Source organism: Blautia sp. An46 (genome assembly GCF_002161645.1).
Lineage (GTDB): Bacteria > Bacillota > Clostridia > Lachnospirales > Lachnospiraceae > Blautia > Blautia ornithocaccae.
This window is the reverse complement of record NZ_NFIF01000007.1, coordinates 92149-117402: the sequence shown is the minus strand read 5'-3', so window position 1 is coordinate 117402 and position 25254 is coordinate 92149. Positions and strand designations below refer to the sequence as shown.

The following is a 25254-nucleotide window of genomic DNA, read 5'->3' as shown; positions in this document are numbered from 1 at the left end:
AGCCAGAAGCTGCTCTCTGCTGATAGTTTTCTGGCCGCTGATGGTAGCTGCATTACTAGACTGACTCATTAGTAGCTTACTCCTTTCTTTTCAAGTCTGAACATAATCAGTGTAATGATCATGATAATAATAAACAGGATCACGGACTGAGCTGCGGCACTTCCGAAACGGTAGTTAAAGAAAGCGTCACGGTAAATGGAATACACGATAACATTTGTCGCCTCGTCCGGGCCTCCTTCGGTCAGGATCTTGATCTGTCCAAAGGACTGAAATGCCTGGATAATATTTACAACCAGTGTGTAGAACATGATCGGAGAAAGTCCCGGCAGAGTCAGGCTGAAGAACTGCTGTACGCTGCTTGCTCCGTCTACGGAAGCTCTCTCATAGATGGTCTCATCAATATTGCCCAGTCCTGCTGAGAAATACAGGAAATTAATACCGCTGTTCAGCCAGGCAGTCAGGATTGCCACACAGACCAGGGCAGTGTCGGGATCATTCAGCCAGTTAATATCCAGCCCTGTAAGTTTGTTCACAATACCAACAGTAGGGTGGAGCATGATCTGGAAGATCATTGCCGCAGAACTGGAAGCAATAGCCATAGGCAGGGCATATGCGGTACTGAAAGCCCGGATTCCCGGGAAAGCCTTGTTGCACAGAACCGCTGCGATCAGGCCCAGGAGCATGCCCCCGATAACTACGATCACAACAAAGATCAAAGTTACCTTCAGACTGTTTCTGAATGATTCAGAAGTAAGAAGGTCTATATAGTTCTGCATCCCTACAAAAATCTTAGCCTGTCCCATTCTGTCTGTCAGGAAAAGGCTGAGATAAATGGTCTTGAAAAAGGGATAGAACAGGAATATGGCGAACACCAGCATACATGGGATCAGATAGCAGTATGGGGTCCAGTTTAATTTTTTCTTCTTCCCTGTGTTCATTACCGAATCTCCTCTCTGTAATAAATGTTTTCTTCTGTATCTTTATCAAAGATGTGGATCCTGTCCGTGTCAAAGTAAAAGTCCGCTTTCTCTCCGGTCTGGGTCTGATTCTCCGGACTTAACCTTACCGCATGGGTTTTGCCCTGGGCGTCAAAGTAAAGAATAACCTCAGCTCCCAGCATTTCTCTGGCAGAGACAGTTTCTTCCAGCCCCTGGGTGTCCATGTGGATGCCTCTTTCCTTTGCCTCTTTGTAATCATAGACGTCTTCCGGACGGATTCCCAGGACTACCTTTTTGTTCATCTCTCTCTGTCTTGCGACTTCCGCTTTCTCGCCTCTTAAGAAGACTTTCTTTCCAAGCTCGCTGCCGCCCAGATAGACCACAACTTTTCCCTCTTCCTCTCCTACATAGGCGTCGAAGAAGTTCATGGAAGGAGAGCCGATAAAACCTGCCACAAAAAGGTTTGCCGGATTGTTGTAAAGCTGGATAGGTGCTTCTACCTGCTGCACTACACCGTCTTTCATAACCACGATCCTGGTTCCCAGGGTCATGGCCTCGGTCTGGTCATGAGTTACATATATAATCGTCGTTTCCAGTTCTTCATGAAGCTTTGCCAGTTCTACACGCATCTGGGCTCTCAGTTTTGCATCCAGGTTGGACAGGGGTTCATCCATAAGGAAGGCCTTTGGTTTCCGGATAATAGCGCTTCCGATAGCCACTCTCTGTTTCTGACCTCCGGAAAGGGCAGCCGGTTTTCTGTCCAGAAGATGTTCGATCTCCAGGGTCTTGGCCACTTTATGTACTCTCTCATCAATTTCCTTTTTGGGAACCTTCCGGATTTTCAGAGCATAGGCCAGGTTCCCATACACGGTCATGTTGGGATACAGCGCATAGTTCTGAAACACCATGGACAGCCCCCTGTCCTTTGGTTCATAATAGTTGCAAAGGTCTCCATCGATCCACAGTTCTCCGTCGCTGATATCCTCCAGTCCTGCGATCATGCGCAGCGTGGTGGACTTGCCGCAGCCGGAGGGACCAACAAAGATGATGAATTCCTTGTCCTGGATATCCAGGTTAAAGTCTTTCACTGCAAAGTGCCCTTTGTCATACTCTTTACATACATTTCTTAATGTAATCTCTGACACGGCGTTTTCTCCTTCCTTCTTTTAAATCTTGTAAATTTTCTACACGCATTTTTTTACTCGAACAGTTGATATTTTAAGCAGTAAATTATTTTTAAACTATCGCATTTGTAGAAAAACTACGTAAAATCTCTGTAAAAGCCTCCCGCCCGGAGAGCTTTTTACCCTATGGTCTCAAAGGGGTGCTCGACAAATTCGCATAAAATGTATAAATGTTCCTGACATACGATCAATGCAACAGCTCCATAGAGTCAAAGACCCTCGCGGCAGTCGCCAAATGGACATGCGAGCATGCCCGCTTGGCTCGTTGCTCGCGGGAATAAAAAAGCGGATATTTTTACATCCTTTCCTTTCTGCTCTGTACATCTGGAAGGAATGTAAAAATATCCGCACTTGGGGACAAATATGAAAACTCTTATTTTACATCATATATATTACTTTCTCTATTATTCAAATCTATAGTACCGGTTAATATGAAAGTAATATTCTTCATGGCGGTCTGTGATTCCTGAAGGTGAAATTCTGGACATATCCATCATATAGTCATGAAGTTTCTCTTTGAATGTTCTTCTCTCTTTCTTTTCTTCTCTCTTATTGCTCATAAGTCAATGCCTCTTTCCTTTTATTCATCTTTTTCAGCTGAATCTTAGCACCAATTCAGGGCGACTTCAATAGGTTTCCATGGAATTCTCCCTTTTGCTCTTTTCTGCTTTATTATGGTAATCTGTTCAAAATCATATCTGCTCTTATCAGCGGATGTTTCATACATTTTTTATGCACTTTGTTTCTTCTTTCCCTCTCCCACCGTTTATATGACCAGACATCTCCAAATTTTTTTGTATTTTTTTCGTGTCGATGCATGTCACATATTGCCATATTTTAAAAAAGCTTTATAATAATAAAAGATAAATTTTATCTGCCGGAGATTCTTCCGGAAATCCCGACTGAATTTTGAAGCATAAATAAATAGTATAATAATATAGAAGTAAAACGAGGGGACATATATAATGCAGAAAAGGAAAAAATATCCGCTTTCCCGGCGGATACGGAGATTTTTCAAAAAACAGTTCCGAAATCCTCGAAAACGGCTATTCCTGGAATTGGCCGCTGTGGCAGTGATCATCGGAATTGTTATTTTTATTGCCCTGTCAGGGCAAAATATTGCAACAGATGATGTTAAAGAGGGAGTTGCTTACATAGAAGGACTGGAGGCCACTGACACTGCTTCCATTGAAGAAGAGTTGAGGCAGCTGCGCAGAGCTGAACGTAAAGCAGCTCTGGAAAGCGGCGACCTGGACGTGTGGGCGCAGTTCACTGATATAGCCATTATGGGCGATTCCAGAGCTATGGGATTCTCTTCTTATAATCTGGTAGATGAAAGCCATGTTTTTGCTGCTTTAGGAGGAACTATCCGGGACATTGACACTTATACTGACCAGCTGGTCAGTTTAAACCCCTCCAATATCATTCTTTGTTATGGTCTTAATGATGTTGGATATTGGAGCAGCGTAAATGACTATCTCTCAGATTTGGACAAGACCATTGAAGAACTGCAGACCCTTCTTCCTCAGGCTATAGTTTATGTAAACTCAATTATCCCTGTTACCTCCTCTGCTCTTGAAAGCTATAGTAAGGAAGTTTCTGAAAGGATACAGGATATCCCAGATTGGAACGAGGCCATCAGCCAGCATTGTGAGGATAACAGTATTCCTTATATCGATATTACAGAAGAAGTAGAAACCCACAGAGATCTCTATGATGTGGACGGAATCCATATGCAGAAAGCCTTTTATGAATACTGGGCTATTGATATGATCACGGAGGTGACTGAAAATGAATAATAAGTCTATCTCTGTATTAACAATCATCCGCATCGCCATGGTTGCGGCTCTTCTGGTCTTTGTTATTGTCCTCCAGGCTGGAGATAAAAGCAGCAGCGCCTCTTTGGAAGCTGTTACAGAAAGTGTAGTAGATACTCTGGATCTGGAGGGAATGCAGGAAAGCAATAACCGGATGTTCCAGAAATTTTATGGACTGAACCCTGAAGATTATGAAGGTGTTACCCTGTACTCCCCTGCCAGTAATATGGATGCTCAGGAACTTTTGATCATTAAATTAAAAGACAACTCTCAGGCAGAAGCTGTAACCGAAGCCATTAACACACGGCTGGAAACCCAGATGAACAGCTTTGAGGGGTATGGGATTGAACAGTATGCCATGCTGGAAGACCATGTTCTGGATGTACAGGGAAATTTCATCCTCTATATCGTACATCCCGATGCCGGACAGGCTGATGAAGCCTTCCGGAACAGTTTATGATAAAAATAATCAGAAAGGATATTAAAATATGATATTCAGCAGCATTTTCTTTCTTTTCGTCTTCCTGCCCATAACTCTGCTTTTGTACTTTCTGGTGCCCTGGAAGCTGAAAAATGCAGTTCTTCTCATTGTCAGTCTGATTTTCTACGCCTGGGGAGAACCTGTATATGTATTTCTGATGCTTTTCAGCATTGTCTTTAACTATATAAGCGGAATTGAAATCCATAAATATCGTGAGGATGATAACCAGAAATTTCTGCGTTTTAGCTTCTGGTTTACAGTAGCAGTCAACCTGGCTATTCTCGGATTCTTTAAATACTATGGATTCCTGCTGGACAATATAAATGCCATCCTTCCTGTGGATATTCCCTACCGGGAGCTGGCACTTCCCGTAGGTATTTCCTTTTATACCTTCCAGACCCTTTCCTATATCATCGATGTATATAAAGGGGAGGTTCCGGTGCAGAAAAACTTTATAAATTTCGGCACTTACGTTACCATGTTTCCTCAGCTCATTGCCGGTCCTATTGTCCGCTATGCAGATATCGATGCTCAGCTTGTCCAGAGGCAACTGAGTCTCTACAAATTTGGTCAGGGCGTTGCCTGGTTCCTGAGAGGTCTTGGGAAAAAAGTCCTTCTGGCAAACAATATCGGTATGACTTTCGACGCCATTGTGGCTATTGCCCCTGATCAGCGTTCTGTTCTCACTGCCTGGATCGGGTGCCTTGCTTACGCCATGCAGATCTATTTTGACTTCAGCGGTTATTCTGATATGGCAGTAGGACTTGGAAAAATGTTTGGCTTTGAGTTCGTACGAAACTTCAATTATCCATACATATCCAAAAGTATTACGGATTTCTGGAGAAGATGGCATATCTCTCTGAGCACCTGGTTCCGGGAGTATGTATATATTCCCCTTGGAGGCAACCGGGTATCCAGACTGAAACATGTACGGAATATCCTGGTGGTATGGATGCTCACAGGTTTCTGGCACGGAGCTGCCTGGAACTTTATGTTCTGGGGTCTTTACTATGGTCTGCTCCTTCTTCTGGAAAAATATTTCCTGGCGCCTAAACTTCAGAAACTGCCGGATATAGTCCAGCAGATTTATTCCTTTGTGCTGGTGTTATTGGGCTGGGTACTGTTTTTCTCTTCTTCCCTGACAGACGCTTTGGCGTACCTGGGAAATATGTTTGGCATCGGCGGCCATGGGGTCATTGATTCTACCGGTCTGTACTACCTTGCAGGAAATCTGATTCTTCTGGTAATCTGCTTTTTCTGCGCCACTCCCTTTGTGTGGAAGAAATTCCGAAAGTTGGCTCTGAAGCCGGGAAATTCTCCTTCCATAGGGGCTGTTGTAGTCTACACTGCCATATTTGTTTTTTCTATCGCCTACCTGGTGAACGCAACTTACAATCCTTTCCTTTACTTCCGATTCTAGGATTAAGGGAAATACTTTTATAGAAGGAAGCATTCAGTTATTATGAAAAAAAAGCGATTAACCCCTGAAGAAAGGCAAAAAAAGAGGGCCAGGATATATCGGCAGAGAACTGGAAAAATTTATTTCAGGATTACCTGTATTTTCCTTCTTTTCATGGTCCTTGCTATAGTTCTTAACATCTTTATGCCGGACAAAAAATATTCGGAATCTGAAAACCGCATGCTGGCTCAGGCTCCGGAATTCTCTCTGACCAATCTGGCCAGCGGCAAATTTATGACGGATATGGAAGATTATGTCACCGACCAGTTCGTTTTCCGGGACCAGTGGATCAATCTGAAGGTCCTGGAGGATATGGCCCTGGGAAAAAGAGAGTCTAACGGTGTCTATATAGGAAAGCAGGGATATCTTATGCAGGTTCCTGAAAATAATATAGATGATGATTCTGTAAACGATAACTTAAATGCCATCCGGGAATTCGCCCAGCGCCATGAAGACGTGAATACGGTTATGAGTCTGGTTCCCAATGCTGCCTATATTCTGGAACAGCTGACGCCTGCCAATGCGCCTGTCCGGGATCAATCCCAGGATATTGCCCTGGCAGAGGAAACTGTAGGTGATGTTCTTACCTTTGTGGATCTGACAGAAACCATGTCCTCTCATCGGGACGAGGCTATTTATTACAAAACAGACCACCATTGGACCAGTCTGGGGGCCCGATATGCCTTTGACACCATTTACAGCGCCCTTGGGATTTCAGAGCCGGCACAGGACTATACCGTTTACCCTGTATCTCATACCTTTTCCGGAACCCTGGCCTCCAAAAGCGGATATGACAGATCTCGGGACACCATTGACATCTATGTTCCCCAGGATGTAAGCACCGAATATGTAGTAAACTATGTGGAAGAGGGCGAAAAAACTGCTTCCATGTACGAGAGCAGTGCTTTGGAGCAAAAAGATCAGTATGAGGTCTTCTTTGGAGGAAACCACAGCCGGATCGACATCACCACACCTGTGGAGGAAAACAAAAACCTCCTGATTTTTAAAGACTCTTACGCAAACTGCTTTATCCCTTTTCTCCAGCCCTACTTCCGCAGTATTATTGTTATAGATCCCCGTTATTACTATGACGATGTGGATCGGCTGGTGACAGACAACAGCATCACAGATATTCTCTTCCTTTATAATGTGGATACTTTTATGACAGATACATCTCTGGCAGACAGCCTGGAGCCCATGCCGGAGTCCCAGACAGACAGCACAGCAAACGTAAGTGATTCAGAAGATGCTGGTGCTGCGGAAGATACAAACGGTACGACAGATACAAGCGATACGGAGAATGGACAGGCAGAAGGCGCAGATTCTAATGGTACTGATGCAGATGAGGAAGCGATTATTCCATAAAATCAGGAATTTTACTGCAAAAACGCCCGGCAGGTATTCTCTCATATTGGCATATAACAGTCTCTCGCCGGAAATATCAAAAAAGAACGGTTAAAATCTGATTTGCGTGATCTTAACCGTTCTTTTTTCTGCTCTATGCGGTTGAAATTGGAGTTTTTGAAAATTTAACCGTATTATTGGCACCTGGTTTTACAGACTCCTCTCACACTCGAACCCACACAGCCATTTCCCCTGGCGTGCGGTTGGTCCATGCATAGTAAGGAATAAATTTCAATTCTGCATCTTCGAACTGTTTTCCTGTATAAGTCCTGTACAGTCCTTCACCTTCCCATCCATGAGAAGAAACACGTTTGCCTTCCGCCTTGATGGTCACTACTCCTTTCAGCAGTTCCGGCTGGAATTCTGTGCAAAATTTCGGTTCTTCCTTCAGATAAATCTGCTGGAGCTGAGGCCCATTGTCTGCTTCTTCCAGACAATAGACCAGAGGTCCTCTCATAACCACCGCCTTTCCAATATCTTCTCTGACTTTCGGGTTGGCTTCTACCAGTCGAACCGGCATATCCATTTCCAAAAGAATATTATCTTCATTTTTCCATACTTTGTTCAGCAGAACATAGCCTTTTTCCGGAACAGCTTCCACTTCTTCTCCGTTAATCTTCAGGCTGCAGCTGCTGCACCAGCCGGGAATCCTCAGGGCCAGAGTAAACTCTGTATTCTCCTGATTTTCTATAGTAATCTTTACCTGACCATTCCAGGGGTAATCTGTCTCAAAAGTAATCTGATTTTCTCTGCCGTTCTTTCTTGTATTCAGGACTCCTCCCGTATACAAGTTTACATAAAGTTCATGTTCATTTTCCTCAAAAGCATATCCTGCCAGAGATGACAACAGTCTGGCAATGTTTGGCGGACAGCAGGCACAGCCAAACCATTTCTGTCTTACAGGTTTCACATGGCGCTTATGGTAATCCTTCTCACAGGCCTCTGGAACAACCTCCAGGGGATTCACATAGAAAAAGCTCTTTCCATCCAGAGACATGCCGCTGATCACCCCATTATACAGGGCTCTTTCCATCACGTCTGCATATTTTCCATCTTTGGTGATCTCAAACATTCTTCTGGCAAAGAAGATCAGACCAATAGCCGCGCAGGTCTCTCCGTAAACAGTATCATTAGGCAGATCATAGTCAAAGGTAAAAGCCTCTCCATGCTCTGTAGCTCCAATGGCTCCTGTCACATACATCTGACGGTTCACAATGTTCTCCCACAGCTTTTCACAGGCTGCAAAAAGTTCCTGGTCTTCTGTTCTGGCAGCCACCTCTGCCATTCCGGAATACAGATATACGGCTCTTACTGCATGGCCTTCTGCCTTATCCTGGTCCCGCACTGGCTTTCCTGCCTGATAATACTGCTTTTGCATATAAGTATCATCCCAGAAGCATTTATTCCCATTCTTTTCACACTCCTGGTCAAAAAACAAAGGCTGCTGACCTCTCTGGTCAATAAAATATTTTGCCAGCTTCAGATGCTTCTCATCTTTCGTGATATCATGCAGGGCGCAGAGAGCCATCTCTGCTACCTCATGGCCTGGATACCCGGGGATCTTGCCGTCTTCCATGCCAAGATGGTCATAGACGCAGTCTGCATAGCCGATAGCAATATCCAGGAATCGCCTTTTTCCTGTAGCCTTATAATATGCTACTGCCGCCTCGGTCATATGCCCCAGACAGTACAGCTCATGATGATCCATAAGATTGGTAAATCTTTTTTCCAGACCATTGATAATATAGTAGGTGTCCAGATATCCGTCAGGCTGCTGGGCCTTTCCAATCAGCTCAATCGTCTCGTCTGCAGTTTTCTCCAGTTCCTCATCTGGGTGCCACATCAGGGAATATGCCACTGCTTCCAGCCACTTATAAACATCACTGTCCTGGAAGACCATGCCCTGGAAAGTTCCTTTCTCAAGCCCCGCAGCTACCCGGAAGTTCTGGATGCAATAACTAGGTTCCGCATTTTCAATCCGGTCATTTAGAGCCTCCCACTGATACGGGATCACATGATTTCTGATAAGTTCCATATATTCTTTCCAGAAGCGGTCCTGGATTTTCATATGGTCTGGCGCTACAGGTTTTAATTTTTTCTCAAACATTTTCCTTCTCCTTTCTTTTAAGGTGGACATTTTACCTTGTCCTGTTTTTTCACTAATGGTATTATAGTTTATATAAAACCTTTAAAACAACTGACATTCTTAAAGAAAGGGTGGACAAATCCAAGATGTTATATTGTACTGCAAAAGCTTCTTTTCCTGCTGAATTTCTCTCCTGCGGCAATCTGGTAAGTGACGGAGGCTTTCTCCACCAACGCCGGTGTATCGACGCCTTTGTACTGATCCTGGTCTGCCGGGGAACACTCCATATAAATCAGAGCGGCAGGAACATAGATGTTCACGAAAATGAAACCCTGCTTCTTTTCCCCTGCCAGATCCACTACGGTTATGCCCCCAGTGAAGGAAAGCTTTCCTATTATTGGGTGCATTTTCATATGACAGATCCGGAAAGCCGGATCATTTCCAAAAAAGAGCTGTTAAACTTCCGTAAAGACCGGTCCAATCCCCTTTTATCTCCTTTTTCTCCTTCCGCAGAAGCTTTTATCCTTCCTGAATCCGGAAGGCTCTCTATGGAAAAACGGAGCCATCTTCTCTTTGTCCAGCTCCTGGATATTGCAAAGAGAGAAAACTACCAATCTTCCTGGAAGACCAGATACGCTTTGAATCTGCTTTTGCTGGAGCTCTCCTCCGAAACCCTTTCTCTGGACCGCATCCTGGAAGACCAGGCTCCCGGAAAGCTCCTGGATATAATCGAATGGATCCGCAGCCATTATGACCAGCCAGTTACTGTAGAGGAACTTGCGGCCCGCTGTCATTATCATCCCACCTATCTTACTTCTCTTATGAAAAAATATACCGGCTATTCTGTTAATACTTATGTAAATCACATAAGACTGTCCGCCGCCAAGAATCTTCTCTGTCAGGGAGAATTCCTGTCTGTATCCGCCATTGCCCATACCTGTGGTTTTCCAGATGAGAAATACTTCATGCGTCTGTTTAAAAAACAGGAAGGAATGACCCCAGGCCAGTACCGTCAGGCTTTCCGCCAGAAAAGTATTAATGCAAGATAGTCTGAATTTTCTTGTATCTCCCTCGCTTTAATGTTATAATTTATTAATACATTAAACTAAACACTTCTTAGACAAAGGGGGACTGTTATTATGAGTATTGAAAAGGAACAGGTTCTTCAGGCTCTGGAAAAACATTACCACAAAGCCGTAGCTCTCAGTCTGGACCTTTCGGATCATCCGGAGCTGCCCTATGAAGAATATGAATCCAGCCGAAAAATCGCTGAAATCCTGAAAGAAGCTGGCTTCCAGGTAACCTATCCCTATGCAGGGTATGATACAGCTTTTTGTGGTTATCTGGATAACGGCCAAGGGCCCTCCGCTGCTTTATTAGTAGAGTATGACGCTCTTCCCGGAATCGGTCACGGCTGCGGCCATAATCTCCACGGATCCTTGTCTGTTCTGTCTGGTCTCGGACTTATGGAGCTGAAAGATTCTTTTAAGGGAAAGCTCTATGTCATCGGAACTCCCGCCGAAGAAGAAAACGGGGCCAAAATTGGGATGGCTGAGCAGGGAATTTTTGACGGCATGTCTCTGGCAGCCATGATGCACAGTACAGCAGGAGGACTCTCTGTTCCGGATATGGACGAGCTCAGCCTCCGTTGCTATGTGGTAGATTTCCATGGAAAAACTGCTCACGCAGTAGGGGCTCCCTGGGAGGGAAAAAGCGCCCTGGCTGCTGGAAGAAAATTTCTGGACCTTATTGATGCCAGACGGGAATGCTTCACCCCAGATGTCCATGTAAACTCTGTGATACTGGATGGAGGCAAAGCACCGAATATCATCCCTGACTTCTGCCAGATTCGCATGGAATTCCGCACAGATTCCATGAAAAAACTGGAGGTCATGGACGAAGCTATCCGCAAGTGCGCCAACGCTGCTGCTATGGCTTTGGACTGTACGGTCACTCTGACTCCAGGGCTTTCTGATTTCTTTGACATGGTGCGCACTGTTCCTCTGGAAAATACTGTGGCCCAGCTTCTGGAAAAATACGGTGAAAAAGTAGGACCTATAGAAGCCCCTTCCGGCTCCTCAGACGTGGGAAATGTCAGCTACCGCTGTCCGGCAATCCAGCCTCTGATCGCGGTCACGGAAGAAACAATGGCTCTTCACACCGCAGAATTCCGTAATGCCTGCCGTACAGAGGCCGCTCATCAGGCTATGCTTTCAGGGGCAGCCGTGCTGACGGAGCTTTTCCTCAAAATTTATAATGAGCCGGAATTCTGTGAAAAAGTAAAAGAATCCTGGGAAGCCGCCCTTAGTCGAAAGAAAGGGTAAAAGCTGAAGAAAATCAAAAAAGATCGGAGTATTATTCATATGGGAAGAAAAGTAAAAAAGAAATTTCACCTGCCTCACATCTATGTGCTGCTGGTGAGCTTTATCATTGTATGTGCTGTAGCCACCTGGATTCTTCCTGCCGGGGAATTTGACCGGGAGGCAAATGAATCTGGAACAGAACTGGTAGTTCCGGGAACCTATCATGAAGTTGAACAATCTCCTGTTGGGCCTTTTGAAGCCGTAAAATCTATCTACGAAGGCATGGTAGCAGGAGCAGATGTTGTTTTCTTCGTATTCGTGGCCTACGCTTCTATCGGATTAATCATTGCCTCAGGGGCCTTTAATGGCCTTGTAGCCTGGATGCTGCGGATTCTAAAGGGAAATGCCCGAGTCATTATCATTCCTATTTTTATTACCCTTATCGGAGCCGCTTCTTCCAGTATCGCCGTATTTGAAGAAATGTTTCCCTTCATCCCTATATTCGTAGGAATTGCCATTGCCATGGGATATGACGCCATTGTAGGTCTGGCCATTGTGGCTCTGGGTACTGGTCTTGGGTACAGCGGCTCTATTATGAATCCTTTCACCGTAGGCATGGCCCAGGAAATTGCCGGAGTTCCCCAGCTTTCCGGTTCCGGATACCGGCTGATCTGCCATCTGGCCATGATCGTGGTGGCTTCTATATTTACTATCCGCTATGCTTTAAAGATCCAGAAAGATCCTACTAAGAGTCTGGTCTACGGCGATGATTTCAGTCATCTTGCCATGTCAGAAGATGATGTACATAAGCATCCCTTCGGTATCCGTGAAAAAGGCGTTCTGGCTGTTCTGGTAGCCGGTATCGTGGTGATCGTCTGGGGTGTAAAAGTCCAGGGCTGGGGCTTCGGAGATATTGCAACCACCTTCCTGATCATGGGCGTCATAAGTTCCTTTATCATGGGCTGGGGACCTAATACCATTGCAGAGAAAATGGCCAACGGCTTTAAAGATATTGCAGTAGCCTGCCTGATGATCGGTATTGCCCGGGGTATCCTGGTGATCCTTCAGTCCGGTCATATTATCGATACTGTAGTATACGGACTGTCCATCCCTCTGACCAACCTTCCGGGCTGGCTTTCTTCCATAGCCATGCTGATCGTTCAGACTCTGATCAATTTCCTGATCCCTTCCGGCTCCGGACAGGCAGTGACCAGTATGCCCATTATGGCGCCTCTGGCTGACCTGGTAGGTATTTCCCGTCAGACCTCTATCCTGGCGTTCCAGTTCGGCGACGGATTGTCCAACGTCCTCTGGCCTACGGCTTCTGCTCCGATCATCTGCGGTATTGCTGGAGTAAAAATCGAAAAATGGTGGAAATGGTTTGTTCCCCTTTTCCTGTTAATCCTCCTTACCCAGGCAGTTCTGGTGGCAGTTTCAACTGTTGTTTGGCCTGTATGATATGAAAGGGGCTGTCGCATTAGTCATATGTCTCATAAAATACAAAAATATTCCTGATATATGACTAATGGGGCAGTTTCTTATTATTTTATAGTTTACATACATTCTCCGGCTTTCCTTCCAGATAAGCAAACACATTCTGGAAGACAATTTCTGCCCTTCTCAGCATAGATTCCTCAGAAATAAATGCCTGATGAGGCGTCAGCAGAGTATTCTTCCCATGAAGGAGAGGGTAATCCTCCGGAATCGGAGGCTCCATGTCAAAAACATCCACACAGGCAAAGCCCAGCTTATCCTCATTTAACGCTTCTGCCAGAGCCTTATTATCCACAATGGGACCTCTTGCACAGTTGATAAACACAGCGTCACTCTTCATTTTTCCGATTTTTTCTTTATCAATAAATCCTCTTGTCTCATCATTTAAAGGCAGGTTCAGAGAAATGATGTCGCTTTCTGACAGTACTTCATCCAGAGACCGATACTCAATTCCCATGTCAATGGCCTTCTGAGACTGACTTCTGTTATAGGCGATCACCTTTGCCCCAAAGGCCTGGAAAAGTTCCGCTGCTCTGGTTCCGATCTGTCCCAGCCCGATGATTCCCACCGTTCTTCCACAGATTTCTCTGCCGCCGATTCCCGCGCTGGTGCCTCCTTTTCTCACTACATCATTGGCTTTTGCCACGTTTCGTAAAGCGTCTACTGCAAATCCCAGGATCAGTTCTGCCACAGTCTCGTTAGAATATCCTGCTGCGTTACACACAGTCACACCTTTTTCTTTGCATGCTTTGGTTCCTACATGATCGATTCCTGTAAATGCTACAGAGATCATCTTTAAGTCCTCAGATGCGGCAACTACTTCATCCTTATATGGGTGATTGGCGATCATAACGATCTCACAGCCTTTAGAACGCTCCTTCAGCTCCTCCGGATCTGTGGTCACCGTATCATAGCTTACAAATTCATGGCCCAGGCTGCGGATCTTATCGCCATATGCCTGAATGGTCTCTTCTGGTACTCCGATAGGTTCTAATAATGCGATTTTCATACTTCTGTTCCTCCTAATTTTCAGACTTCCAATGTATTTAAAAAATCTGACAAATCTTTTCTCTTATTTTAGCAAAAAGAACAGGAGTGCGCCAGTAGTTCTTCTACTGGTCCTAAACTCTTCCATGCCAAAAATGAGAATTTTTTAAATCTCTTGTCTCACTCCTATCTTTCCCCTTATAATAGGGATAGTCAAAGACTCTTGCGGCAGTCACCAAATGGACGTACAAGCATGCCCGCAGGAATAAAGATTTAATAAGGAAGTCCCCTATGAAACCAGAAGGATACTATACCTCGGGACAGTTTGCCAAAATGGCCCGCATTTCTGTGCGTACTGTCCGTTTTTATGACAAACAGAATATTTTAAAGCCTTCCTACGTCTCCCCGGCAGGATCCCGTTTCTATACAGATAAGGACTTTGCCCGGCTTCAGCAAATCCTGCTGCTGAAATATCTGGGTTTTTCCCTGGAAGATATCAAGGAAATGACCATCGACGACACAGACTATCACTTTACTCTGAATTCTCTCGCCCTCCAGCAGAAGCTGGTCCAGGACCGGATCGAACAGTTACAGCTTGTAGAAAAAGCTATAGAAGATACTACCAGGGAGATTCAGGAAAACCGCAGTATTAACTGGAGCCATATGCTGGATCTGATCCACCTTACAGGAATGGAAAAAAGTCTGAAAGGCCAGTATCTGAACTCAAAAAATATTTCTGACAGAATCCGGCTCCACAGCCTTTATTCTCAAAATAAAGAGGGGTGGTTCCCCTGGCTGTTCCGAATGTATCATATCCAGGAAAGAACGGATATCCTGGAGCTTGGGTGCGGAGACGGCTCCCTTTGGTCTCAGAACAAGGAAAAGATTCCAGAAAATATTTTTCTCACACTTTCGGATATCTCCGATGGTATGCTCAGAGACGCCAAGAGAAACCTGGCGGGAGGAGATCCCCGTTTTTCCTTTCAGGCTTTCGACTGCCAGGAAATCCCTTTCCCTGATGAAAGTTTTCACACAGTCATTGCCAATCACGTACTGTTTTACTGTGATGATCTGGATAAAACCTTAAAAGAGATCCGACGGGTATTAAAGCCTGGCGGAATTTTCTACTGCAGTGCCTATGGAACCCAGCATATGTGTGAAATCAGCCGTCTGGTCCAGGATTTTGACAGCCGTATTATACTTTCTGCGGACAAGCTTTATGAAAAATTCGGCAAAGAAAACGGTCCTTCTATTCTCAGTCCTTATTTTTCAGATGTAGAGTGGCACCGGTATGAGGACAGTCTTCTGGTCACCCAGGCGGAGCCCCTTATAGCCTATATCCTGTCCTGCCATGGAAATCAGAATCAGTACATTCTGGACAGATACAAAGAATTCCGATCCTTTGTATCCAAAAAAACTGCCGATGGCTTCTATATCACCAAGGATGCCGGCTTTTTTGCCTGCCGCAGTAAGTCAAAAAACCCGATGCAGGCATCGGAGTATTAGACCCTCGCGGCAGTCGCCAAATGGGCATGCAAGCATGCCCGCTCGGCTCATTGCTCGCGGGAATAAAATATTTCTTAAAATTGGAAAATAGGGGTTGAAGGTGACGTAACGTCATCTTATATAATAGATTTAACATAAGGTCAGGAGCCTTAATCCTAATCTTATGAACATATCCGTTTATAATCGACAGCTTATGGAAAACTAAAGAACAAAAATAACTAATATACAAAGGAGATTATCTCATGAAAGGTATTATTCTTGCCGGCGGTTCAGGAACCCGCCTTTACCCTTTGACCATGGTAACATCCAAGCAGCTGCTGCCAATTTATGACAAGCCTATGATCTACTATCCTCTGTCTGTTCTCATGAACGCAGGGATCCGGGATATCCTGATCATTTCTACCCCTCAGGACACTCCCCGGTTTGAGGCTCTTTTAGGAGACGGCCACCAGTTTGGCGTTGAACTCTCCTATGCCGTACAGCCCAGTCCTGACGGACTGGCTCAGGCCTTTATCATCGGCGCAGACTTTATTGGAAATGACTGCGTAGCCATGGTTCTGGGAGACAACATTTTTGCGGGCCACGGCCTGAAGAAAAGGCTGAAAGCAGCTGTAGAAAACGCAGAAATGGGCAAAGGCGCCACAGTATTCGGTTACTATGTAGACGATCCGGAGCGTTTCGGTATTGTAGAGTTTGATGAAAACGGAAAGGCCATCTCCATTGAAGAGAAACCGGAACATCCAAAGAGCAACTACTGCGTTACCGGACTGTATTTCTATGACAATAAGGTTGTAGACTATGCGAAAAACTTAAAACCAAGCCCCAGAGGAGAACTGGAGATCACAGATCTGAACCGTATCTATCTGGAGGCCGGACAGCTAAATGTAGAGCTCCTGGGACAGGGCTTTACCTGGCTGGACACTGGTACTCATGAAAGCCTGGTAGAAGCCACCAACTTTGTAAAGACCATGGAAGACCATCAGCACAGAAAAATTGCCTGCCTGGAAGAGATTGCCTACTTAAACGGCTGGATCACCAAAGACGATGTTATGAAGGTATATGAAGTCCTGAAGAAAAATCAGTACGGCCAGTATTTAAAAGACGTTCTGGACGGCAAATATCTGGACAGCCTCCACTGATTTCCCGGAATTCTTCTTAAAACAGTTTTCCGGATGAGCGGGTTTTTGTCATAAATCCGCTTTATTAAAAATATCATTATAAAAGGAGAACCATTATGACCATTATTGTTACCGGCGGAGCCGGATTTATCGGAAGCAACTTTATTTTCCATATGCTGGACAAGTATCCGGACTATCGGATCATCTGTCTTGACTGTCTGACTTATGCAGGAAACCTTTCTACTCTTGCCCCTGTTATGGACAATCCTAATTTCCGTTTTGTAAAAGAAAGCATTACTGACAGAGAATCCGTATATAAATTATTTGAAGAAGAGCATCCGGACATGGTGGTAAACTTTGCCGCTGAAAGTCACGTAGACCGTTCCATTGAAAATCCGGAAGTATTCCTGGACACCAATATCAAAGGAACTGCCGTACTTATGGACGCCTGCCGGAAATACGGGATCCAGCGTTATCATCAGGTATCTACAGACGAAGTTTACGGAGATCTGCCTCTGGATCGTCCGGACCTGTTCTTTACAGAAGAAACCCCTATCCACACCAGCAGCCCTTACAGCTCCTCCAAGGCAGGAGCCGACCTTCTGGTACTGGCTTACCACCGTACCTATGGCCTGCCTGTGACCATCAGCCGCTGCTCCAATAACTATGGACCTTACCATTTCCCGGAGAAGCTGATCCCTCTGATGATCGCCAATGCTTTAAATGACAAGCCTCTTCCTGTATATGGAAAAGGTGAAAATGTAAGAGACTGGCTGTATGTGGAAGACCACTGCAAAGCTATCGACCTGATCATCCACAAAGGCCGTGTAGGAGAGGTCTACAACATCGGCGGCCACAACGAAATGAGAAACATTGACATTGTAAAACTGATCTGCAAGGAACTTGGCAAACCGGAAAGCCTGATCACTTACGTTGCAGACCGGAAGGGTCACGACATGCGCTATGCTATTGACCCAACTAAGATCCACAACGAGCTGGGCTGGCTGCCGGAGACCAAGTTCGCAGACGGCATCAAGAAAACCATTAAATGGTATCTGGAAAACAGAGAATGGTGGGAAACTATCATCTCCGGTGAATATCAGAATTATTATGAAAAAATGTATGGAAATAGATAGGAGGACATGCTCATGAAAGTATTAGTTACAGGTGTTGCCGGCCAGTTAGGCCATGACGTGATGAACGAACTTGCAAAGAGGGGCTATGAAGGCATTGGATCAGATATCAAAGATACCTACAGCGGTATCCCCGACGGCACCGCCGTTGTAACTATGCCTTATGTTCCCATGGACATTACAGACAAAGCCTCTGTAGAAAAAGTATTAAAAGAAGTAAATCCTGACGTAGTGGTACACTGTGCTGCCTGGACTGCCGTAGATCTGGCAGAAGATGAAGATAAAAAAGAAACTGTTCAGAAAGTAAACGCCGATGGTACCAGAAATATTGCTCTGGTGTGCAAAGACCTGGGCTGCAAGATGGTGTACATCAGCACCGACTACGTCTTCGACGGCCAGGGCACTCAGCCCTGGGAGCCGGACTGCAAGGACTACAAGCCTCTTAATGTGTACGGAGAGACCAAGCTGGCCGGAGAACTGGCAGTTTCCGAAAACCTGGAAAAATATTTCATTGTCCGTATTGCCTGGGTATTCGGCAAAAATGGCAAGAATTTCATTAAGACCATGCTGAATCTTGGAAAAACCCACGATCAGCTCCGGGTAGTCAGCGACCAGATCGGCACTCCTACTTACACTCTTGATCTGGCCGTACTGCTGGTAGATATGATTGAAACAGAAAAGTATGGCTACTATCATGCTACTAACGAAGGCGGCTACATCAGCTGGTATGATTTCACAAAAGAAATCTTCCGTCAGGCTATTGAAGCCGGCCACAAAGAGTATGAAAAGGTGACCGTAACTCCTGTGACCACAGAAGAATACGGCGTTTCCAAAGCAAAACGGCCTTTCAACAGCCGTCTGGACAAGAGCAAGCTTACTGCCAACGGCTTTAACCTTCTTCCAACCTGGCAGGATGCAGTAAAACGCTATCTGGCTGAAATTGAATTTTGATGCTGTCAAGAATCAGGATTCTTTGTTCCGGCAGAATTTTTATCAAATTTATCACAGAACTTTATATAAATAAAGGAGGATTTCATGGGACAGATCAAAGTAACTAAATGCCCTATTGAAGGGCTTTGTATCATAGAACCTGCTGTTCACGGCGATGACAGAGGTTATTTTATGGAAACCTATAATCAGAAGGACATGGAGGAGGCAGGCCTTACTATGAACTTTGTCCAGGACAACCAGTCCTGCTCCACAAAGGGTGTATTAAGAGGCCTTCACTACCAGAAACATTTTCCCCAGGGCAAACTGGTCCGGGTCATCAAAGGAAAAGTCTTTGATGTAGCTGTAGACCTTCGGACCCACAGCGAAACCTACGGCAAATGGTTCGGCGTAGAGCTTTCTGAAGAAAACAAAAAGCAGTTCTACATTCCCCAAGGCTTTGCCCACGGCTTCCTGGTACTCAGCGATGTGGCCGAGTTCTGCTATAAGTGCACAGACTTCTACCATCCCGGTGACGAAGGGGGCATGGCCTGGAACGATCCGGAAATCGGTATTGAGTGGCCGGAAGTTACCGGAGAATATAAAGGCACTGCTTCTGCTGAGGGGTATTGCTTAAAGGATGGAACGCCGTTGAATTTAAGTGAGAAGGATCAGAAGTGGGACGGGTTTAAGGATACCTTTAAGTTCTAAAAATATTTATTATCTATTCCCATATAGTTTCCTTTATATGGGAATAGATATATCTTATAATTGTCTAAAGTTTTGCTCTATACAATTCTTCTTTTTCGTTCTTGAAGACACCCCTGATTGATGATAAACTGTTTCTATAAATGAGACAGAAAGGATTATTTTATCATGAAATTGTCTGTTCGTATATTAGACATTGATGAGCATATAACAGATTTTCATTTATCTGCAAATCCAGACGGTACTGAATGGAAACAGTCAGAAACCGAATATGCCGGGCCTGATTTTCTCCTTATCTTTTATGTAGAACCTGCCACATTAAAAATCAAAGATATCAAGAAAGGTCCAAATATTTGCAGCACAGATATAGAGCTCCGTCAGCAGTTTTCAGAATTGCTGTTTGAAGAGAGTATTGCCCGAGACATTACAGAAAAAGAAGGTTTTGACAATGCTCTGGAATCAGAAACAGAAAATTTTGAAAAATTTAATCCATATAATCCTAAATTGATTCGCGTAGATCAAAAAAATTTTTCGATTTTTCAAATTAATCAGATGATACAGAATGGAGATATTGACTTGACTCCTGATTTCCAGCGGCATTTTGTATGGAATGATATAACAAGGAAGTCTCGGTTAATCGAATCTCTGCTTCTCCGAATTCCACTTCCTGTATTTTACTTTGCCCAGGACGAAGAAGGTCTCTTTCAAGTCGTAGATGGCGTGCAAAGGCTTACTGTCATCCATTCTTTTATAAATAATGAATTTCGTTTAAAAAATTTAGAATATCTATCCGAGTGTGAAGGAAAATGGTATAATAATCCGTCTTTTTCAAAAGACAGCAGCCTTAATAATATGTATATCCGAAGAATCGATCAATCACAGCTTTTCATAAATATCATCGATCCTCAGACTCCATCCAAGGTAAAATATGATATTTTTAAGCGTATAAATACCGGTGGAAAAGCTCTAAACAATCAGGAGATCCGCAATTGTCTGGCGGTGCCAAGAACCAGAACTCTTCTCCGCTCACTCTCTCAGAGTGAAGAATTTTTGACTGCTACAAAAGGAAGTATTAGTCCTGTCCGTATGGCCGATGAAGAATTGATTCTCCGATTCATTGCCTTCTACCTAATAGATACAGGAAACTCTACGATTAAAGAGTATCGGGGCGGAATGGATGAGGTGCTGGATGAAACCGTCAATATCTTAAACACTGCACCTGCCGAAATCTTTTCCTCCATACGCAAAAATTTTATAATTGCCATGACAAATTCTTACTCTATCTTCGGTGATAATACATTTCGAAAAGTCCGTAATATTAATAAATCTTTGTTTCTCGGTCTCAGCAGGGTTTTAAGAAAATATTCCTGTCGTGAAGTAGATACATGGAATAAAAAGTCTATTCAGTCTGCTCTTCAGCAGGAAATTGAAAGCAACTATGAATTCAGCAATGCCTTATCTATGGCTACAAATGATGCAAGAAACATATTTATCGTATATCAGGCTCTTCAATCGATAATCAAAAACAATATATCTTAAAGGGAGCGCCCAGCAGGAAAGGAGGAACCCTCTATGTTGAAATCTTTTAGTATAGAAAATTTTAAATGTTTTTCTCAGCGAAGAACTTTTTCTTTCGGGAAAATAACTGTCTGTGCCGGTATGAACTCTGTAGGAAAATCTTCCCTTATTCAGAGTCTCCTTTTGGTACGACAGATCTATGACAATACTCTTCTATATCAAAATACAAACATTAAGGAACTTACTATTCAGCTAAACGGAATATATGGGCTCGAACTCGGCCAAGCCGAAAGAATAAAGTCTTCTTCTGAACGGGATAATATACTGCTTACAGCCGATAATTTTGAGTTTCGTCTTTCTTCCAAAGATCAGTATCCACGACAGCTTTTTGTTCCTCTCAAATACAGTTTAGTTGCATTTACCCCAATAACCGGATTGTTTGCCCCTGATTTTTATTATCTAAACGCAGAGAGATTAGGTCCAAGAAACTATCAGCAGATACTCCCTGAGACTACTACCGGCTGCGGAATTCATGGAGAAAATACTTTTCATTTTATCAGCCAGCACCTTTTGGAAAAAATAGAGGAAGAACGGCAGTTTCCTTTTTCAGAAGACAAAATCACTGCAACTCTAAATAAGCAGTTAGAATATTGGATGGACTACATTATTCCTGGGATTGAACTGAATATAAGTGAATTATCAGAACTCGGTCTCAGCAACCTAAGTATTCGACAGCCGGTTTTTGACACCGACTTTACAACACCTTACAATTTCGGATTTGGTATTTCCTATGTTCTCCCCATTATAGCAAACGGTCTCCTGTCTAAAAAAGGCTCTATGCTCATCGTAGAAAACCCTGAAGCACACCTCCATCCCTGCGGGCAGTCACGTATCGGCTTTTTCCTTGCCTATATCGCTTCCGCCGGTATCCAGGTCGTAGTTGAAACTCATAGTGAACATGTGATCAATGGTATACGTATAGCAGGTCTCAAATCGCAACTCGCACAAGAAGATATCTGTATCAACTTCTTTTCTGTAGACTATAAGAATAGCCAGCAAAAGGTACAGCAAATTCCCCTTGATGAAAAAATGGATATTTTAGAATGGCCGGAAGGTTTTCTTGATCAAGAAGAAAACGACTTACGTACTTTACGCATACTAAGGAGGGAAAAATGAAAGCAAACTCTATCTGGACGCAAGAAATTTCCTCTGAATTTTCGCGGCAGCCTGCCGGGAAAATAGAAGAGCTTCTGGAATTGATGACTTTTTCAAAAGAAAACAAAATTGATCAGTTTATAAATGACATCAGCCTTTATGACAATCCTATCTTTTCCAAGTGGATATATTCCACAGATTGTCATGAATTAAATGATATCAAAAGAGAACTTCAAATAAAAATTGCCCGTTCCCGCCACGTCGATGATATTCAACAAAGCCAGCTCTTAAGGGCTATTGGAATCCTAAGCACGTCCAAGACAGTCGGTATTGATTTTGAAAATCCTTCTGCCTTTTTTATCTATAATCAACAAGGCTTTATTCAGGCATGCCGTGAATATTTAAAAAATGAAGATGAATCTGACTTTATAGATGATATGTTATTTTGTTTTCCTAATCTCTATTTTCATCCTTCAGTAAAAACCTCTTTGCATACTCTAAACAGGAATTTTCGTGATATTCGCAATGAAATAATTGCACATCTTACTGCTTTAGATGATTATTGTAAAAAGTTTCTGGAAATGACATATGAACACAAAGGCTATCGGGAAATGGCCGCAGCATTTCAAAAAGATACCCATATTGAATGTTCTCCTCAGGCCTCAAGAGACCATGTTAAATCTTTAAAATATTCTTTTACCAATACAATTACCAACCAGACTGAGGAAATCACCTGTGAACTGCATACGAAGTTCCGTAAACATAATATTAATCGTCAGAAGCAGGACCGTATTTACTTTGCCCCTCCCCGTCCTGAAATTTTAGACGGAAAGGTTATTATTGTACATATAGGGGCTCATCTGTAGTAAATCTCAAGCTGTTTTTTCTATAAAAATCCCCCTTTTTCCTATTGAACCGGAAAATCTCAAACTCTATAATGCAATTAAGAAATAACAAATCGGGAGGTTTTGATATCATGAAATACTACGTTGACGCCTCCGTCTCCAGAAGCGGAAACGGAAGCAGAGAATACCCTTTCAAAAACATTCAGGAAGCTGCCAGTCTGGCGAAAGCCGGAGATGAAGTCCTGGTATATCCGGGCGTTTACCGGGAATATGTAAATCCCGTAAACGCCGGAACCGAAGACGCCAGGATCACCTACACTTCCGTGGAGCCATTAAAAGCTGTGATCACCGGAGCAGAAGAAGTGAAATGCTGGGAACCTTATGAAGGGAAAGAAGGCGGCGGTAATGTATGGGTCGCCAGGATCCCCAACGGCCTTTTCGGAAATTACAATCCCTACACCACCCTGGTAAGGGGCGACTGGTTTATTGCCACTTTCATCGCTCACACCGGAGAGGTATATCTCAATGACAAGTCCTTATACGAAGTTACCGAGCTTGATAAAGTTTTAAATCCTGTAAAATCCAGGACTTCCTGGGATCCTGATTTTTCTGTTTATACCTGGTATACAGAGCAGGACGCAGAAAAAAATGAGACTGTGATCTACGCCAATTTCCAGGGTGCAGATCCAAATAAAGAAAATGTAGAGATCAATGTGCGGAGAAACTGCTTCTATCCTGACAAAGAAGGGGTCGGCTATATCACTCTGTCCGGCTTTACAGTAACCAAGGCAGCTACCCAGTGGGCGCCTCCAACCGCTTACCAGGAAGGCATGATCGGTCCTCACTGGTCTAAGGGCTGGATCATCGAAGACTGCGAAGTATCCCACTCCAAATGCTCTGGCATTTCCCTGGGAAAATATAGACAGCCAAACAATGACAACAAATGGCTTACCTGGAAATTTAAAGACGGGACCCAGACAGAGCGCGACTGTATCTGTCAGGCCCAGAGAGAGGGATGGACAAAGGAGAATATCGGCTCTCATATTATCCGGAGATGTAATATCCACGACTGCGGCCAGACCGGCATTGTGGGACATTTAGGCGGGGTATTCTCACTCATCGAGGACAACCATATCCACCATATCAATAATAAGCAGAACCTGGCAGGGGCAGAGATCGGCGGAATCAAAATGCATGCTGCTATTGACGTTATTTACCGGAGAAATCATATCCACCACTGCACCAGAGGTCTGTGGCTGGACTGGCAGGCCCAGGGCACCCGTGTGACCCAGAACCTGTTCCATGACAACTGTCTGCCTCTTCCCGACGACTGCATAGATCCCAGTGATCCCGGCATGGGGGAGGATATCTTCATCGAAGTATCCCACGGCCCAACTCTGGTAGACAACAACCTGCTTCTTTCTGACCGCAGCGTAAAACTGGCCACCCAGGGCGTAGCCTTTGTCCACAACCTGATCGCCGGGGCCCTTACTGCTGTAGGAAAAGGCACAGACAACGGAGCCCTTACCTTATCTTCGCCAAGATATACCCCATACCATGTTCCCCACAGAACAGAAGTGGCAGGATTTATGACCTTTCTTCATGGAGATGACCGTTTCTACAATAATATTTTTGTTCAGCAGCCAAAGCGTCCTGGCATGGTGAAGATCTACGACTATCTCCAGGGAGAAGGAAAGAACGGCTGGGATGACGGAAACTTAGACGCAGGAACCTGGATGTTTGACAACGGATACCAGCTCTACGAAGAATGGGTAAAAGAATTTGAGGGTTACTGCGGCATGGGCAGTCCGGACAGTGACCGGTACTACATCCACCTTCCTGTATGGGCAGAGGGAAATGTATACTTAAACGGTGCAAAACCCTGGAAAAAAGAAAAGAACTGCGTGGTAGACGATACTCATAAAGTTACCCTTTCCCTGGAAGAAAAAGACGGAGAATGGAAACTGAAGACCAACCTCTATGAACTCCTGCCTGAGATTACAGCAGGCACTATCAGCACCGAAACTCTGGGAATGGCCTTTGAACCGGAAGAATCTTTTGAGAATCCCGACGGTTCCCCTATCACCTTCAACGAAGACTATTTCGGAAACCACAGAAGTCTTCATCCCTGTGTGGGACCTTTTGAAAATCCGGATGACGCCGGAAAGAAGCTGAATTAACAGTTTATCAC

21 protein-coding genes are annotated in these 25254 nt (G+C 44.3%); 16 read left to right on the top strand and 5 right to left on the bottom strand.

Translation table 11 applies throughout. The features are described from left to right. Positions 1 to 68: 68 nt before the first annotated feature. From B5G00_RS07525 to B5G00_RS18635, 3 genes are all read right to left on the bottom strand, one after another. Positions 69 to 938 carry a carbohydrate ABC transporter permease gene (locus B5G00_RS07525; protein ID WP_087270881.1) on the bottom strand — a complete coding sequence of 290 codons (870 nt, stop codon included), beginning with the start codon at positions 936 to 938 and terminating at the stop codon, positions 69 to 71. Continuing rightward, on the bottom strand, positions 938 to 2083 hold the full coding sequence (locus tag B5G00_RS07520) for an ABC transporter ATP-binding protein (RefSeq protein WP_087270878.1): 1146 nt from the start codon (positions 2081 to 2083) through the stop codon (positions 938 to 940). The genes B5G00_RS07525 and B5G00_RS07520 overlap by 1 nt, the downstream gene beginning before the upstream one ends. A gap of 443 nt (positions 2084 to 2526) precedes the next feature. Beyond that, on the bottom strand, positions 2527 to 2682 hold the full coding sequence (locus tag B5G00_RS18635) for a glutamyl-tRNA amidotransferase (RefSeq protein WP_140403126.1): 156 nt from the start codon (positions 2680 to 2682) through the stop codon (positions 2527 to 2529). A gap of 405 nt (positions 2683 to 3087) precedes the next feature. Here B5G00_RS18635 and B5G00_RS07515 point away from each other — a divergent pair, with 405 nt between their 5' ends. From B5G00_RS07515 to B5G00_RS07500, 4 genes are read left to right on the top strand one after another with little or no spacing between them, the layout of a single operon-like run. Beyond that, positions 3088 to 3921 carry a GDSL-type esterase/lipase family protein gene (locus tag B5G00_RS07515; RefSeq protein WP_087270874.1) on the top strand — a complete coding sequence of 278 codons (834 nt, stop codon included), beginning with the start codon at positions 3088 to 3090 and terminating at the stop codon, positions 3919 to 3921. Then, positions 3914 to 4399 (top strand): DUF4358 domain-containing protein, encoded by a 486-nt coding sequence (locus B5G00_RS07510; RefSeq protein WP_087270871.1) that lies wholly within the window; start codon positions 3914 to 3916, stop codon positions 4397 to 4399. Before B5G00_RS07515 ends, B5G00_RS07510 begins: the two co-directional genes overlap by 8 nt. A gap of 28 nt (positions 4400 to 4427) precedes the next feature. Next, entirely contained in the window at positions 4428 to 5840 is a 1413-nt protein-coding gene (locus B5G00_RS07505; protein ID WP_087270868.1) for an MBOAT family O-acyltransferase, read from the top strand. A gap of 42 nt (positions 5841 to 5882) precedes the next feature. Next, complete coding sequence (locus B5G00_RS07500; protein WP_087270865.1) at positions 5883 to 7244, top strand: DHHW family protein; 1362 nt, start codon at positions 5883 to 5885, stop codon at positions 7242 to 7244. Positions 7245 to 7446: 202 nt separating this feature from the next. On the opposite strand, the gene B5G00_RS07495 is transcribed toward B5G00_RS07500, so the two are convergent. Continuing rightward, complete coding sequence (locus tag B5G00_RS07495) at positions 7447 to 9390, bottom strand: glycoside hydrolase family 127 protein (RefSeq protein WP_087270863.1); 1944 nt, start codon at positions 9388 to 9390, stop codon at positions 7447 to 7449. A 125-nt stretch (positions 9391 to 9515) separates the two neighbouring features. On the opposite strand from B5G00_RS07495, the gene B5G00_RS07490 reads away from it, so the two are divergent. The 3 genes from B5G00_RS07490 (at position 9516) to B5G00_RS07480 (ending at position 13130) form a co-directional block, all read left to right on the top strand. Beyond that, entirely contained in the window at positions 9516 to 10418 is a 903-nt protein-coding gene (locus B5G00_RS07490; RefSeq protein ID WP_087270859.1) for an AraC family transcriptional regulator, read from the top strand. A 90-nt stretch (positions 10419 to 10508) separates the two neighbouring features. Beyond that, positions 10509 to 11693, top strand: coding sequence for an amidohydrolase (locus B5G00_RS07485; protein ID WP_087270856.1), 1185 nt, complete (start codon positions 10509 to 10511; stop codon positions 11691 to 11693). 39 nt (positions 11694 to 11732) lie between these two features. Then, complete coding sequence (locus tag B5G00_RS07480; protein WP_087270853.1) at positions 11733 to 13130, top strand: YfcC family protein; 1398 nt, start codon at positions 11733 to 11735, stop codon at positions 13128 to 13130. An 88-nt stretch (positions 13131 to 13218) separates the two neighbouring features. Here B5G00_RS07480 and B5G00_RS07475 read toward each other — a convergent pair whose 3' ends face one another. Beyond that, positions 13219 to 14175, bottom strand: coding sequence for a 2-hydroxyacid dehydrogenase (locus B5G00_RS07475; protein ID WP_087270851.1), 957 nt, complete (start codon positions 14173 to 14175; stop codon positions 13219 to 13221). Between the two features lie 269 nt (positions 14176 to 14444). Here B5G00_RS07475 and B5G00_RS07470 point away from each other — a divergent pair, with 269 nt between their 5' ends. From B5G00_RS07470 to B5G00_RS07430, 9 genes are all read left to right on the top strand, one after another. After that, positions 14445 to 15659 carry a MerR family transcriptional regulator gene (locus B5G00_RS07470; RefSeq protein WP_087270848.1) on the top strand — a complete coding sequence of 405 codons (1215 nt, stop codon included), beginning with the start codon at positions 14445 to 14447 and terminating at the stop codon, positions 15657 to 15659. A gap of 242 nt (positions 15660 to 15901) precedes the next feature. Continuing rightward, entirely contained in the window at positions 15902 to 16798 is an 897-nt protein-coding gene (gene rfbA / locus B5G00_RS07465; RefSeq protein ID WP_087270845.1) for a glucose-1-phosphate thymidylyltransferase RfbA, read from the top strand. Between the two features lie 95 nt (positions 16799 to 16893). Further along, complete coding sequence (rfbB, locus tag B5G00_RS07460; protein WP_087270842.1) at positions 16894 to 17913, top strand: dTDP-glucose 4,6-dehydratase; 1020 nt, start codon at positions 16894 to 16896, stop codon at positions 17911 to 17913. A 12-nt stretch (positions 17914 to 17925) separates the two neighbouring features. Further along, the gene (gene rfbD / locus B5G00_RS07455) at positions 17926 to 18861 is read left to right on the top strand and encodes a dTDP-4-dehydrorhamnose reductase (protein ID WP_087270840.1); all 936 of its coding nucleotides are present in this window, start codon (positions 17926 to 17928) and stop codon (positions 18859 to 18861) included. A gap of 84 nt (positions 18862 to 18945) precedes the next feature. Further along, positions 18946 to 19548, top strand: coding sequence for a dTDP-4-dehydrorhamnose 3,5-epimerase (gene rfbC / locus B5G00_RS07450; RefSeq protein ID WP_087270837.1), 603 nt, complete (start codon positions 18946 to 18948; stop codon positions 19546 to 19548). Between the two features lie 165 nt (positions 19549 to 19713). Further along, positions 19714 to 21084 (top strand): DUF262 domain-containing protein, encoded by a 1371-nt coding sequence (locus B5G00_RS07445; protein WP_087270835.1) that lies wholly within the window; start codon positions 19714 to 19716, stop codon positions 21082 to 21084. A gap of 33 nt (positions 21085 to 21117) precedes the next feature. After that, complete coding sequence (locus B5G00_RS07440) at positions 21118 to 22239, top strand: AAA family ATPase (protein ID WP_087270832.1); 1122 nt, start codon at positions 21118 to 21120, stop codon at positions 22237 to 22239. Beyond that, positions 22236 to 23084, top strand: coding sequence for a hypothetical protein (locus B5G00_RS07435; protein ID WP_087270829.1), 849 nt, complete (start codon positions 22236 to 22238; stop codon positions 23082 to 23084). The genes B5G00_RS07440 and B5G00_RS07435 overlap by 4 nt, the downstream gene beginning before the upstream one ends. Before the next feature lie 110 nt (positions 23085 to 23194). Further along, positions 23195 to 25243: a right-handed parallel beta-helix repeat-containing protein gene (locus tag B5G00_RS07430; RefSeq protein WP_087270826.1), complete on the top strand. Its 2049-nt coding sequence runs from the start codon at positions 23195 to 23197 to the stop codon at positions 25241 to 25243. The last annotated feature ends 11 nt before the right edge of the window (positions 25244 to 25254 follow it).

Excerpts from the sequence above, each read along its gene's own strand:
- B5G00_RS07435 (WP_087270829.1), top strand. The coding sequence starts at position 22,236 with ATGAAAGCAAACTCTATCTGGACGCAAGAAATTTCCTCTGAATTTTCG.
- B5G00_RS07515 (WP_087270874.1), top strand. The coding sequence starts at position 3,088 with ATGCAGAAAAGGAAAAAATATCCGCTTTCCCGGCGGATACGGAGATTT.
- B5G00_RS18635 (WP_140403126.1), bottom strand. The coding sequence starts at position 2,682 with ATGAGCAATAAGAGAGAAGAAAAGAAAGAGAGAAGAACATTCAAAGAG.
- rfbA (WP_087270845.1), top strand. The coding sequence starts at position 15,902 with ATGAAAGGTATTATTCTTGCCGGCGGTTCAGGAACCCGCCTTTACCCT.
- B5G00_RS07470 (WP_087270848.1), top strand. The coding sequence starts at position 14,445 with ATGAAACCAGAAGGATACTATACCTCGGGACAGTTTGCCAAAATGGCC.
- B5G00_RS07525 (WP_087270881.1), bottom strand. The coding sequence starts at position 938 with ATGAACACAGGGAAGAAGAAAAAATTAAACTGGACCCCATACTGCTAT.
- B5G00_RS07490 (WP_087270859.1), top strand. The coding sequence starts at position 9,516 with ATGTTATATTGTACTGCAAAAGCTTCTTTTCCTGCTGAATTTCTCTCC.
- B5G00_RS07445 (WP_087270835.1), top strand. The coding sequence starts at position 19,714 with ATGAAATTGTCTGTTCGTATATTAGACATTGATGAGCATATAACAGAT.
- B5G00_RS07510 (WP_087270871.1), top strand. The coding sequence starts at position 3,914 with ATGAATAATAAGTCTATCTCTGTATTAACAATCATCCGCATCGCCATG.
- B5G00_RS07480 (WP_087270853.1), top strand. The coding sequence starts at position 11,733 with ATGGGAAGAAAAGTAAAAAAGAAATTTCACCTGCCTCACATCTATGTG.
- rfbB (WP_087270842.1), top strand. The coding sequence starts at position 16,894 with ATGACCATTATTGTTACCGGCGGAGCCGGATTTATCGGAAGCAACTTT.
- B5G00_RS07440 (WP_087270832.1), top strand. The coding sequence starts at position 21,118 with ATGTTGAAATCTTTTAGTATAGAAAATTTTAAATGTTTTTCTCAGCGA.
- B5G00_RS07485 (WP_087270856.1), top strand. The coding sequence starts at position 10,509 with ATGAGTATTGAAAAGGAACAGGTTCTTCAGGCTCTGGAAAAACATTAC.
- B5G00_RS07500 (WP_087270865.1), top strand. The coding sequence starts at position 5,883 with ATGAAAAAAAAGCGATTAACCCCTGAAGAAAGGCAAAAAAAGAGGGCC.
- rfbC (WP_087270837.1), top strand. The coding sequence starts at position 18,946 with ATGGGACAGATCAAAGTAACTAAATGCCCTATTGAAGGGCTTTGTATC.
- B5G00_RS07505 (WP_087270868.1), top strand. The coding sequence starts at position 4,428 with ATGATATTCAGCAGCATTTTCTTTCTTTTCGTCTTCCTGCCCATAACT.
- B5G00_RS07495 (WP_087270863.1), bottom strand. The coding sequence starts at position 9,390 with ATGTTTGAGAAAAAATTAAAACCTGTAGCGCCAGACCATATGAAAATC.
- rfbD (WP_087270840.1), top strand. The coding sequence starts at position 17,926 with ATGAAAGTATTAGTTACAGGTGTTGCCGGCCAGTTAGGCCATGACGTG.
- B5G00_RS07430 (WP_087270826.1), top strand. The coding sequence starts at position 23,195 with ATGAAATACTACGTTGACGCCTCCGTCTCCAGAAGCGGAAACGGAAGC.
- B5G00_RS07475 (WP_087270851.1), bottom strand. The coding sequence starts at position 14,175 with ATGAAAATCGCATTATTAGAACCTATCGGAGTACCAGAAGAGACCATT.